This window comes from Exiguobacterium sp. s130, from assembly GCF_018619055.1.
GTDB lineage: Bacteria > Bacillota > Bacilli > Exiguobacteriales > Exiguobacteriaceae > Exiguobacterium_A.
Genome location: NZ_JACSNI010000005.1, coordinates 79,504 through 91,519, shown reverse-complemented (window position 1 = coordinate 91,519; position 12,016 = coordinate 79,504). Strand labels below are relative to the sequence as shown.

The window sequence follows — 12,016 nt, the reverse complement described above, 5'->3', positions numbered from 1 at the left end:
TAGAAAGGGGATTTGTATTTATGTTTCGCTCAGAATGGAAGAAATTGAAGAGTCCGATGATGATCGTCGTTATTCTCGCCCTCATCCTCGTACCGTTTCTTTACAACTCCATCTTCTTATCTGCATTCTGGGACCCGTACGGTCGTACAGAAGATATTAAGGTAGCTATCGTCAACGAAGATCAGGCGACAAAGTTTAAAGGAGAGAAAGTCGACATCGGGGATCAATTCGTCGATAAACTCAAAAAAAATGATGATTTTGATTGGCAGTTCTTGTCTCAGGATAAGGCAGAGAAAGAATTGCGTGACGGAAAAGTCTACATGACAGTCGTCATTCCAAAGAATTTTTCTAAAAATGCAACGACACTACTCGATGATCACCCGAAGAAGATTGAGTTAGAATATTACTTGAATCCAGCGAAAAACTACTCGGGAACACAAATTTCGAGTACTGCCGCAAAACAGTTAAACGAAAAAATCCGAAAATCCGTTACGAAACAATATAGTAGTGCTATATTCGGTGCATTAAAGAAAATCGCAAACGGAATGGAAAAAGCGTCGGACGGTTCCTCTAAACTCGAGGACGGTAACCATAAAACAGCGGATGGCGCTAGAACACTAGCAACAAATCTTGGAAAACTCGCAGATGGCAGTCTGACACTGTCCGAAAAACTCGGGGAAGCGAATCAAGGTTCGAAAAAACTGAGTGATGGTGTCACGACACTCGACGAAAAGACCACCCTCTTCGCTCAAAAAACGGGTGAGCTATCTTCTGGATTGAACACACTCGATGAAAACGGTGGCAAGTTACAGGCAGGTGCCGCGCAACTTCAAGAAGGCGCAACAAAACTCAGCGGTGGCTCAACACAGGTACGCCAAGGGGCAGAACAACTGGCTGCGGGTACTGCTCAGCTTAATGAAAAAATTCCTCAGTTGACGGACGGATTAAATCAACTGGATGAAAAAGCACAAGCTGCGAATGCCTTTTTAACACAACTCAATCAAGATGCTGAACGGGCGAAACAGGACTTACGGGCCCGTCGCCAAGCACTTGAGACAAACGTCGCTCAACTAAAAGAAGTTATTTCTGCTTCTGAACAGTTATCAGATGAAGAAAAACAAACATTACTCGGTTCTATTGGTTCATTAGAAGAAAATATTCAAAGTCTTGCTGCCCAAGAAGGTGCAATTGATCAGAGTCTTGCTCAAGCAACAGAAGCAACGAAGAAAATCGGTCAACTCGCCGCAGGTGGTCAGCAAGTCCAGTCTGCTGTATCGCAACTAAACGCTGGACAATTGAAGCTCGTCGATGGTGCGAAACAAGTCGAGTCTGGCGCACAACAATTAGCTAGTGGACAACAGACGTTCAATGAAAAACTCGGTCAGTATACTGCGGGTGTGCATAAAGCCGCAACAGGCGGTGCCCAACTAGCTGACGGCGCGAACCAACTGTCAGATGGTACACATCAACTTCAAGCTGGGGCTAGCGCGTTGAATAACGGATTAGGACAATTGGCATCTGGTTCTTCTACGATTACAGATGGTATCGGCAAAACAACAGAGGGTGCTTCAAAAATCGCGGATGCCAACACGAAACTTGAAGATGGAGCTAAAACACTGAAGGATGAGCTCAGCAAGGGAGCTAAAGACGCGACGGTCAAGCCGACAAAAGAGCGGGATAATATGCTAGCAGAACCCGTCGTCTTAAAAGAACATGACTATTCGACTGTCAACAATTACGGTTCTGGTTTATCAGCTTATATCCTTAGTATTGCCTTGTTCGCAGGTGCCTTGATGTTCTCTTCGGTCTATCAGATTCGTCCCGAACATGGTGAGAGTCTGACATGGCGCTTCCTCGTCGGTAAATTATCACTTATCTTACCGATTGGCGCATTACAAGGTGTCGCAGCGGCCACAGCCATCGTCTATGTGCTGGATGCTGATGTCGCGAGTGTCCCTGCGCTCTATGGATTCGCTGCCTTGACAGGTATGACGTTCATTACCATTCTGTTCACGCTCGCGATGCTACTCGGTCGCGTCGGACAGTTCCTTGCCTTCTTACTACTCCTTCTTCAAATCGGTGGTAGTGGTGGAACGTTCCCTGTCGAAATGACGCCAGGGTTCTTCCAAGCGATTCACGCTTTCTTACCGATGACATATTCGGTCGGTGGATTCCGCGAAGCGCTTGGACTCGGTGTGACGGATGTCCTCGTATCCAATAGTCAAGTCCTTGCGACCATATTAGTCGTCGCATTAATCATCTGCTTCGTTGGAGGGCTCGGAGCCAAACGGATTCTACTCTCAACGAAAGCGAGACGAAAACAACATGACACAGTCTGATAAAGAAACTTTGATACTCGACTCAGCAATGGCTTGCTTTTCAGAACTCGGTTATAAGGGAACGACGATCGAGCGTGTCGCCCGACGCGCTCATGTCGGAAAACCAACCGTCTATCAATTGTTCGAAAGTAAACTCAATCTGTTTGAATCACTCGTAACACGTGTGTTGCAAGAGATGAAAGAAGAAGCAGAACGCGCTTACGTCGAACAGGCGACCGTAGAAGAAAATAAACAAGCAATGATCGACGCCATCATCTATCATCAGCAACAACACTTATTCATTCTTCAAATCATCGAAGAAACACGCAACTTAAAATTACAAGAGATGAAGGAATTACGGATGCGGATTGAACGACATGTCGTCGAATATATCAAGACATTACTTGAGACTCGTCTTGGTCAAGACGATCGCGACATACCGGTCGATGTCACGGCCTTCCTGATCTTTCGAACGTATATCGCGTTGATCGCCGAATGGCCATCGATTGCGCGTCCACTTGAACTCGATACGATTCGACGTGCCATGTTGCGCGTTCTGTGAATAAAAAACCGCTGATCAATGGATTGGGCTAACCTAAAATTTTGAGACAATATAAAACACCTTCGGAGTGGTACACTTTTAAAAAGTACTAACATCGGAGGTGTTTTTGCATGAGCAAAAACGTATATTCAAGTGAAGTGAAATGGGCAGTAGTAAAAGATGAGCTGAGTGGTAAGTTAACGACGAAAGAGATTATGGAGAAGTACGGAATCAAAAATGAATCTCAAATTAAAACATGAATGAGATGGTATCGCGCTAACGAACATTATCGATTTGATCAGCCGATTGGAAAACAATATACCTATGGACATGGTCCAGATTCTGCAAGTGAGGATGATAAGAGAGAACGACAAATGTCTCATCTGAAGATGGAAAACGAAATCTTAAAAAAGTACATGGAGATTGAAAGAGAGTTGAGAAAGAAGTAGTCATAAAAATTGTAGAGTTTCTCCGGGGAAAGTATACAATCACCGCTATTCTTAGCGTTTTGAATGTACCGAGAGCAAACTATTACCGTTGGATTAAAGAATCTGTGAAAGCACCCTCGGTGCTCGAAAAAGCCATCATTGAACTAAGTAAGCAGACGAGGTATCGGAATGGACACCGAAAAATAAAGACATTATTACAGCAAATTTATCAGTTGAAAGCCAATCGGAATACCGTGCAGAAAATCATGCAAAAACACCATCTCCAATACCGGATCAAGCCGAAACGAAGATGGAAGTCTCAAGGTGAGCGCATCGTAACGGCACCGGATCTCATCAAGCGCGACTTCACAGCAAGTAAACCGAATCAGAAGTGGGTGACGGATATCACTTATATCCAATACGGTAGCACGACGAAATATCTTTCAACTATCATGGACTTATTCAATAACAAAATCATCGCCTACAAGTTATACGAGCATCAACAAACGTCTCTTGTGATCGATACGTTGAAGATAACGCTTGAGAACCGAAACTATCCCGAAGGGGTCATCCTTCATTCGGACCAAGGCAGTGTCTATACGTCATATGCCTTTCAAGAATTCGTTAAGAGCAATCACCTAATAAGTAGCATGTCTCGTAGAGGAAACTGTTGGGACAACGCAGTTATTGAATCGTTCCACTCTAATTTAATGTCCGAGGAGTTCCAGTACGTCAAATTTAACTCGCTAAGAGACCATGAGGTCTCTGAACGCGTTATTAATTACTTAAACTACTATAACGAAGAACGAATCCAAGAAAAATTAGGCTACCTGACACCGAAAAGATACGGTGTACTGGCAGCCTAATCAAGGTGTTTTATATGTGTCTCATAGTGCTAGGTCAGTCTATACGTTCATCGATTCGTCACGTTTTTTCCTGCAAGACATATAGTCATCTTTGCTCCTTCCCTTATACTAAAAAAGGAATGGAGTGATGATCGTTTTGAGTTTATCGACCGGAATTATCTTTGTATTACTCGCTTATACACTTATGTCGCTTTACGACATGTGGCAGGTTTACCGGACAACGAGCAAGCTCTGGATATTTGTTTTATTTCTTGCAACACTGATCAGTCTTGTTCTTGCCTTTTTCGTGGCCCCTGTACTTGCACTATTCTTCTACTGGTCACGCCACTCGTTGAAACGAAATATCGGTATCCTGTTACTGATTATCGTCTGCCTCGTCTCAATCATGACGAAACTGTCTGCATGATCGACTTCCTTCATGATCTATTCATGAAGGTTTTTTTCATGATCTATTTCCGAAGAAGAGACGTCGCATCAATTCACGTTCCGGCATTTCTGTTGTATTGAGTACATTTAGAAATGGGCGGTCATCGTAAGGAATCGTCAGGATTTCCGAACGAACTTGTCCTTTTTCTAAAGTGAGGATTGCTACTGGGGCAAGAGCTGTTTCCTGACACCCGATCGCTCCAGGGTTGATGTACAGCGTTTGATCCGTCTCAACTTGTTGTGCTGGATGGTGGTGACCAAAGCCAATGATTCGCGCCTCATTTCCGGAAAAAAGGACGGGTAAGTTTTCTTTCGTTCCATCCACTGCTGGCTTTAAGGGTTCCTCACCGATTTTCTTCGTCTGATCGGCATAGGCATAATGTGTCAGATACATCGTTTGTTCCTGATGGGTGGCATTCAATACACGCGGTAAACGCTCCAAATAACTCTGATTCTCCTGCGTCAATGAATCTGCAATCCATTGATGGTGCTCTTTCGCATGTTGGTAACTAGCGGGATAAACATCCCCATGAATCAAAGCAAGGACGCATTCATCATGGTTTCCAGAAATCGTCTGAATATCAGGCCGCTGCCTTAACAAATTGATGACCTCATTATGTTCAGGTCCGATACCGACGAGATCACCGAGACAATATACAGCATCGATGTCTGAAGACTGATCGAGGTAGGACAACACGGCACGCAATGCTGAAGCATTCCCGTGAATATCTGTAAAAATCATTACTTTCATGTAAACGCCTCCATTGTTAGTACATTAGGATTTCCCGATGATAGCGTAAATTCCTATTAGATTTAAAGAAAAAATAAATTGTCAGAAAATATTGATTATTGATCAGAAGCATGTTAGGCTTAGAAAAATTCACAGAGAGGGGCACGATTGAATGATTCCGACGCAACAGCCATTTAGCCAAGCCGGACGACTGATTATTCTATGCATGAGGGACTGAAAACTTTTCCGATGATGAAACGGAAATGATTTTTGGGCCCTCCTTTCGATGCATCGAATGAGGCGCCCGCACAGAATGAGTGGCGCCTATCCCAAAAATGGATAGGCTTTTTTCATGGCAAAAAATAGAGATAGATAGAGAGAGGATGACAACGTTGAAAGAATATGCGATGGATCGAATGGTAAAAGTATCAGCTGGAATGGCGAATGCCGTTCTTGTAACACTCGGTGTCGGACTCCTGATTGAGACGCTCGGCAATTTTTTACATATCCAAATGCTACTGACGATTGGCGGCGTCGCAAAAGTACTGCTTGCTCCTGCACTCGGTGCCGGTATCGCCTTTCAGCTCGGAGGAAACACACTTGTCCTGTTCAGCGCGATGATCGCAGCGACGATTGGTGGTGCTGCGCTTCAATCGACTGCTTCTGGACTCGTTCTTGCCCCCGGGCAGCCAATCAGTGCATTACTCGCAGCTGCGGTCGCTGTATACGTTGGAAAACGCATGACTGGAAAAACGAAATTTGACATGATGGTTATCCCGATGAGTGCTGTGCTTGCCGGTGGTATAACTGGTATCGGTGCTGCTGCCGTAACGACACCACTCCTTACAAAATTCAGCGCTATGATCACCGCTTCAGTCGAATCGTCTCCTATTGCTACATCTCTTGTCATTGCACTCATCTTTAGTGTCTTATTGATGTCTCCCGCTTCGTCCGCTGCACTCGCTATCGCTTTGCAGCTTGATCCTGTAGCAAGTGCCGCTGCACTCATTGGCTGTTCCGCTCAATTCGTTGGCTTCACATTGATGGCATATCGTCAGACGGATCCCGGTGGTTTGATTGCTTCTTTCTTTGTCACACCTAAAGTACAATTCCCGAATATCGTTAAAAATCCACGTCTTGTCGTTGCACCGTTTCTCGCAGCGATGATTTCAGCTCCTGTAGCGACGCTTCTTCTCTCTTTGAAAGTACCATATGAACTCGCTGGACTCGGTTTAAATTCGATGATTGCGCCACTCAATATCTTCGTCAACCAAGGTCCTCAGGCGTTCCTTATATTCTTCTTGACTGGTGTCGTTTTACCTGGCGTCTTGACACTCGTCTTCTATCGATTGACGACTGTCGCAGGCTGGACGAAGCGTGGCGATCTTCATCTCGAAATCCAATAAAATAATATCTCTACCTTCCAACTATTCCTGATTGATTTCGGGAATAGTTTTTTTAATGCAAAAAAATCGTTCCTTCGAAAAGGAACGATTTCGGTATGATTCTGACTGGGCTCGAACCAGCGACCTCTACCCTGTCAAGGTAGCGCTCTCCCAGCTGAGCTACAGAATCATGCTGTGTTGTTACTGGGTATATTTTTATTATAGCAGCATATCGAAAGGTGTAAAGCCTTTTTAACAAAAAAAATTATCTTTTTTCAAAAAGATCTTTTTGAATAAAACAGTTTTAAAGTTGCGGGTTCTATGAGTGTCCTCTACTATGTAAATAAGCACATATAAACGAAAGGAGTGTTCATATGAACTTTTTAACCCGATTCAGTTTAAAAAATTCGGTGGCTGTTTTCATCATCGCCATTCTTTTAGTTTTAGGAGGCGTCTATTCTTTCTCGAAATTAAAAGTCGATCAGTTCCCAGAAATCGAATTTCCTCAAATCTCTGTTGAAGCAGTATATCCTGGTGCTTCGCCCGACGATGTCGATAAACAAGTCGTCTCGAAGCTTGAAACTGCATTGAAAGGAATCGAAGGAGCTACTAAGCTGACAAGCTCTTCTTATGAAAGCATCGGTATCTTAAACATCGAATTCCCGTTCGATACTGACATGGATAAAGTCGAACAACAGATTGATGCTGCAATCCAAGATGCGAATCTACCAGAGGAAGCAACAACGAAATTAAATCGTCTGTCCTTTGGATCGTTCCCAATCTATAATATCTCTTTCTTTAGTAAGGATGGTAAAGACATCGAAAAAATCCTCAAGGACGATATCGAACCTGAACTTAATAAGATTCCAGGAATCAATAGCGTTTCCGTTGGTGGCTACAAAGATGATCTCGTTCAAATCACCGTCGATAATCAGAAAGCAACAGAAGCAGGACTCTCGCTCTCAAGTATCAAGGAACAAATCAACGGAAAGTATGTCTCGTTCCCATCTGGTCAGCTATCAGAAAACGATTCAAAAATACCGATTCGCGTTGAGGAAAAACTAGAAAATCTAGATAAACTAAAAAATCTACAATTGACACCCGTTGCAGGTGCGACTAGTTCAGCTAGTAGCGATCAAACAGGTGGTTCATCTGCTGGCGGTCCACCACAAGGTGCAACACAAGGACCACCAAGTACAACAGGTGGAGCAGCTACAGATCAGGCGTCTGAACCTGCAGAACCGATTCGTCTAGAAGATATTGCAAAAATCGAAGCAGTCTCGCAACAAAGCGAAAAAACACGTTACGATTTAAAAGATTCCTTATCGATGGCAATCACGAAAAAACAAGATGCCAATACGGTCGAAATCGCAGATGAAGTCACGAAGATCCTTAATAAATATGACGATCAAGTCGACTATACGATTGGGATCGATTCAGCGAAGGATATCGAGGAATCCGTCGCGACACTCGTCAAAGAAGGATTACTTGGTGCCCTCTTTGCCTCTCTCGCTGTACTCTTGTTCTTACGAAATATTCGCGCAACGATTATTGCCATCGTCTCGATTCCTTTATCGTTACTCATTGCTGCTATCTTCTTGAACTGGCAAGATATTTCTCTGAACATCATGACACTTGGCGGGATGGCCGTTGCGGTCGGTCGTGTCGTTGATGATAGTATCGTCGTTATCGAGAACATCTTCCGGCGTGTTCGAAAATCCGAATCCGGTATGACGGATGAGATCATCGAACAATCGACAAAAGAGATTTTAAAAGCAATCACGTCATCGACGCTAACGACCGTCGTCGTCTTCCTGCCAATCGGATTCGTCGGTGGAATCACTGGTAAGTTCTTCTTACCGTTTGCTTTGACAATTATTTTCTCATTACTTGCTTCACTACTCGTTGCGATCACGATCGTACCGATTCTTGCGAAATTTGCCTTTAAGAAGGTTCCAGCAGAAGAAAAAGAAGGTGCTCTTCAACGGTGGTATGGCAAGCTGATTGAAAAGTCACTCTCGCATAAGGCGACGATCTTAATTGTATCGTTCATTCTTCTCGGCGGTTCTCTAGCGATCGTTCCACGTCTCGGCTTTACGTTCATTCCGAACGAAGCCTCAAAGACACTAACGGCATCGCTTGAACTTCCGGCTGCCACATCGCTCGAGAAAACGAGCGACGTCTCATTTGAGATGGAAAAGATGTTTGATAAAGAACAAGCAATCGCTGACGTCACGACGTCTGTCGGAGCACGAGACTTTACGACAGGCTTACGTCTCGATAATAAAGCAAGTTATTTCTTGAACCTGAAGGACGGCGTAAACGTCGAGAAAACGATCAAATCACTTGAGACACAGATGGAGGACATCGCTCAAGAGGAAAACGTCAATGTCAAAATCAGCGTAGCTGAATTATCAACAGGTGGTCCTCCGTCGAACAACAACGTCGATGTCGACCTGTTCTCGAACGATCTCGAAGCGCTTCAAAAAGCTGCGAAATTAGTCGAGGATAATATGTCCAAAAATAGTGATTTAAAATATATCACAAACAACTTCAGCGAAAAACAAAAGCAATTCCTCGTTGAAATCGATCCTGAAAAAGCAAGTGATCGTGGACTATCCGGCTTCCAGATTCTCGGGACCGTCAATGATCAAACGAAGCCTGTTACTGTTGGCACGTTGAATCTTGATAATAAAGATCAAAATGTACAATTGTCTTATGAAAAAGGACTCGTTTCGAAGAAAGATCTCGAAGACGTCCAACTGTTCTCAGCAAACGGTCCTGTTGCTCTAAAAGATGTCGCGACCGTCAAAGAAGTCGAGACCTTCACATCAATTCAAAAGCTCGACGGAAAAGTATATGCTCGCGTTTCCGGACAAGTTAAAGGAGACGACGTACAAAACGTTTCTAATGCTGTAAAAACAGAGGTCGAAAAAATTAATTTACCAGACGGTGTCTCGTTGACAAGTGGTGGTGGGAATGATGATACAGTCGAAATCTTCCAATCACTCGGAATTGCGATTGTCGTTGCAATCGGACTTGTTTACCTGACAATGTTGATTACGTTCGGAAAAGCACGAATTCCGTTCATCATCTTGTCCTCTCTGATCTTTGTTCCAATCGGTTCACTCGTCACGCTCTTCCTTGCGAATGAACCATTGTCTGTCAGTGTCATGATCGGCTTCTTGATGTTGATCGGAATCGTCACCACGAACGCAATCGTTCTCGTAGACCGCATCGGTCAAAACGTCGGACGTGGTATGCCGATTCGCGAATCATTGATTGAAGCGGGTAAAACACGATTGCGTCCAATCCTGATGACCGCATTCGCAACGATCATGGCATTAGTACCACTCGCATTAACAACTTCTTCAGGGACATTGATCTCAAAAGGTCTCGCCCTAACAGTTATTGGGGGGTTAACGACATCTACGTTGTTAACACTCATCATTGTTCCAGTCGTCTATGAACTGTTCTTCTTCAAAAAAGCGAAAAAAGAACGAACAACCAATTAAGTGAACATCAAAAAAGCCCATCGCTTGGATTGCGATGGGCTTTTTATAGTGTGAGGCTTATGATTCCAACGGTTCATCCGTCTGCTCCAATGTACCGTCATGTTCAGCTACCAATCAGCATGCCGGTCATTGTCAAACAGTCCATCTCTTTCATTCAAGACGAATAATAGATGAATCCAACACCCTCTATTTATCATGTTTTAAGATGTCGAAGTCTTTACTGGTTTCCAAGGAGCAAGATGAAAATACTCTTCCATTGTCAACCCACTGAGTTTCAGGCGAGCAGCAAGCGTCGCCCCTACATAACGGTAGTGCCAGCTTTCATACGTATAACCTGTCCACGATTCTTTACCAGATGGATAACGAAGATGGAAACCATACCGGTGCGCATTCGCGAACAGCCATTTCGCCTCTTTCGTCTTCGCAAAACTGAACATCGCGTATTTAGAAGAATCTGCTCCCCCTATATCAAAAGCGAGTCCTGTCTGATGTTCGCTTTTTCCTGGCTCCGCACTATAAGTACTCGCTTTTTCATATCCATCTCGCGCGACATATTTATCAAACAATGCCTTTTGGTAAGCGTACGAACGGTATGTACTAAATGCGACCAGCGTAATCCCCTCTTTTTTTGCCGCCAAGCGCATTTTCTCAAAAGCTGTACGCGCTTGCTGATTCTCTCCAGGAGCGTACGTCGAACGGAGTGCTAAGTTCTTATTCGCGATGAGTGTCTTACCGATCCGTTTCCCACCGATTTGTTCATCCGTCAGTAGATACTTCGTACTCGCATAACCAATCTTCGTACCATATTGTACTTTTGACCATATACCGACTTTCGACAGTTCCGTCACATAGATCCCCGTCGGAATAACCGCAAGACTCGGTTGATCAATCGATGCTCCTTTACGCAAATGAAGAGATGTCTTTGCTTGCCGATAAGTAGAAGTCGATGCTTCGACTGTTGGTATATACACTGATGTACAGGCCGCTGTTAATGTCAACGTCGTGATGAGTGTCGTGATGTATTTCATGAATCGTATATCTCCTTTAATGCATGTTCTAATCTGCATCCATATTTTAGATTAGAATACCATTCTTTTTTTCAAACAGGGTTCTTTCGGAATGCTTGTCATGAAAATGAAGTATTTCTGAAGTTTTCTAAATGTAGCTTAAGGACGAATTACAATGGGTAAATAACGATGTATGCGTTTTCGAAACATGATTCTGATGTAGAAAGGAGTAGCGTACGTGTCACTTTGGGAATGGATTTTCAGTATTGGTAGCATCTGCTGGATTGGTGAGATGGTTCGTTTTCGGAATCGCTCCGAGTCTAAGTCAGGGGCAGCAGAACAAGTGAGTTTTTATTTGATTTTCCTTGTCCTAAGCGGAACGATCGTCTGCGCTTTCCTCTTTGCGAATGAAACCGTTTCTTCTATCATGCGCATCTTTTCATGCATTTTATTATGGTGTGGTGTTTCCTTACGTCTATGGGGAATTCTCCACTTAAAGCAACAGTTCACTCGTCATGTCGTCGTGGCGTCGGGTGATCAGCTCGTCAGTAGCGGTCCCTATCGCTTTTTACGTCACCCGTTATATAGTGGATTGTTGTTGATTACGATGAGCTTCCCCCTGTTCACCGGTCAGTTCGGACTTTTCATTCTCTCTGGACTTCTGATGTTCATTTTCTTGCTCTACCGGATTCGAATCGAGGAAGCGATGTTGACAAAAGGTTTCGGACCTGCCTATACGATGTGGGCTGCAAAACGAAAACGTTTGATTCCATTCATCTATTAAAAGGAGAAGTGATCCA

At 43.9% G+C, this 12,016-nt stretch carries 10 protein-coding genes and 1 tRNA gene; 8 read left to right on the top strand and 3 right to left on the bottom strand.

Features of this window, described 5'->3' with window-relative positions:
* Window positions 1-20: 20 nt before the first annotated feature.
* From HZS85_RS12980 to HZS85_RS12965, 5 genes are all read left to right on the top strand, one after another.
* Entirely contained in the window at window positions 21-2,339 is a 2,319-nt protein-coding gene (locus HZS85_RS12980; protein WP_214856420.1) for a YhgE/Pip domain-containing protein, read from the top strand.
* Complete coding sequence (locus HZS85_RS12975) at window positions 2,326-2,880, top strand: TetR/AcrR family transcriptional regulator (RefSeq protein WP_214856418.1); 555 nt, start codon at window positions 2,326-2,328, stop codon at window positions 2,878-2,880. Before HZS85_RS12980 ends, HZS85_RS12975 begins: the two co-directional genes overlap by 14 nt.
* 110 nt (window positions 2,881-2,990) lie before the next feature.
* Window positions 2,991-3,119, top strand: coding sequence for a hypothetical protein (locus tag HZS85_RS17030; RefSeq protein WP_396196950.1), 129 nt, complete (start codon window positions 2,991-2,993; stop codon window positions 3,117-3,119).
* 191 nt (window positions 3,120-3,310) lie between these two features.
* Window positions 3,311-4,153, top strand: a complete 843-nt coding sequence (locus tag HZS85_RS12970) for an IS3 family transposase (protein WP_396196955.1) — start codon at window positions 3,311-3,313, stop codon at window positions 4,151-4,153.
* A gap of 127 nt (window positions 4,154-4,280) precedes the next feature.
* Window positions 4,281-4,559, top strand: coding sequence for a hypothetical protein (locus HZS85_RS12965; RefSeq protein ID WP_056063494.1), 279 nt, complete (start codon window positions 4,281-4,283; stop codon window positions 4,557-4,559).
* A 36-nt stretch (window positions 4,560-4,595) separates the two neighbouring features.
* Here HZS85_RS12965 and HZS85_RS12960 read toward each other — a convergent pair whose 3' ends face one another.
* Window positions 4,596-5,330 (bottom strand): metallophosphoesterase family protein, encoded by a 735-nt coding sequence (locus HZS85_RS12960; protein ID WP_214856416.1) that lies wholly within the window; start codon window positions 5,328-5,330, stop codon window positions 4,596-4,598.
* A gap of 362 nt (window positions 5,331-5,692) precedes the next feature.
* Here HZS85_RS12960 and HZS85_RS12955 point away from each other — a divergent pair, with 362 nt between their 5' ends.
* Window positions 5,693-6,715, top strand: coding sequence for a PTS sugar transporter subunit IIC (locus tag HZS85_RS12955; RefSeq protein WP_035412440.1), 1,023 nt, complete (start codon window positions 5,693-5,695; stop codon window positions 6,713-6,715).
* A gap of 96 nt (window positions 6,716-6,811) precedes the next feature.
* Here the strand turns inward: HZS85_RS12955 and HZS85_RS12950 are convergent.
* Window positions 6,812-6,884 (bottom strand) — tRNA-Val (locus HZS85_RS12950).
* A gap of 184 nt (window positions 6,885-7,068) precedes the next feature.
* On the opposite strand from HZS85_RS12950, the gene HZS85_RS12945 reads away from it, so the two are divergent.
* Window positions 7,069-10,209 (top strand): efflux RND transporter permease subunit, encoded by a 3,141-nt coding sequence (locus HZS85_RS12945; protein WP_214856415.1) that lies wholly within the window; start codon window positions 7,069-7,071, stop codon window positions 10,207-10,209.
* A gap of 200 nt (window positions 10,210-10,409) precedes the next feature.
* Here HZS85_RS12945 and HZS85_RS12940 read toward each other — a convergent pair whose 3' ends face one another.
* Window positions 10,410-11,237 carry a M15 family metallopeptidase gene (locus HZS85_RS12940; RefSeq protein WP_214856414.1) on the bottom strand — a complete coding sequence of 276 codons (828 nt, stop codon included), beginning with the start codon at window positions 11,235-11,237 and terminating at the stop codon, window positions 10,410-10,412.
* 217 nt (window positions 11,238-11,454) lie between these two features.
* On the opposite strand from HZS85_RS12940, the gene HZS85_RS12935 reads away from it, so the two are divergent.
* A complete protein-coding gene (locus tag HZS85_RS12935) occupies window positions 11,455-12,000 on the top strand; it encodes a methyltransferase family protein (RefSeq protein WP_290758198.1) in 546 nt (181 codons plus the stop codon).
* Window positions 12,001-12,016 lie beyond the last annotated feature (16 nt).

Coding starts and splice junctions, on each gene's coding strand:
- HZS85_RS12945 (WP_214856415.1), top strand. CDS start 7,069: ATGAACTTTTTAACCCGATTCAGTTTAAAAAATTCGGTGGCTGTTTTC.
- HZS85_RS12975 (WP_214856418.1), top strand. CDS start 2,326: ATGACACAGTCTGATAAAGAAACTTTGATACTCGACTCAGCAATGGCT.
- HZS85_RS12965 (WP_056063494.1), top strand. CDS start 4,281: ATGATCGTTTTGAGTTTATCGACCGGAATTATCTTTGTATTACTCGCT.
- HZS85_RS12980 (WP_214856420.1), top strand. CDS start 21: ATGTTTCGCTCAGAATGGAAGAAATTGAAGAGTCCGATGATGATCGTC.
- HZS85_RS12955 (WP_035412440.1), top strand. CDS start 5,693: ATGACAACGTTGAAAGAATATGCGATGGATCGAATGGTAAAAGTATCA.
- HZS85_RS12960 (WP_214856416.1), bottom strand. CDS start 5,330: ATGAAAGTAATGATTTTTACAGATATTCACGGGAATGCTTCAGCATTG.
- HZS85_RS17030 (WP_396196950.1), top strand. CDS start 2,991: ATGAGCAAAAACGTATATTCAAGTGAAGTGAAATGGGCAGTAGTAAAA.
- HZS85_RS12940 (WP_214856414.1), bottom strand. CDS start 11,237: ATGAAATACATCACGACACTCATCACGACGTTGACATTAACAGCGGCC.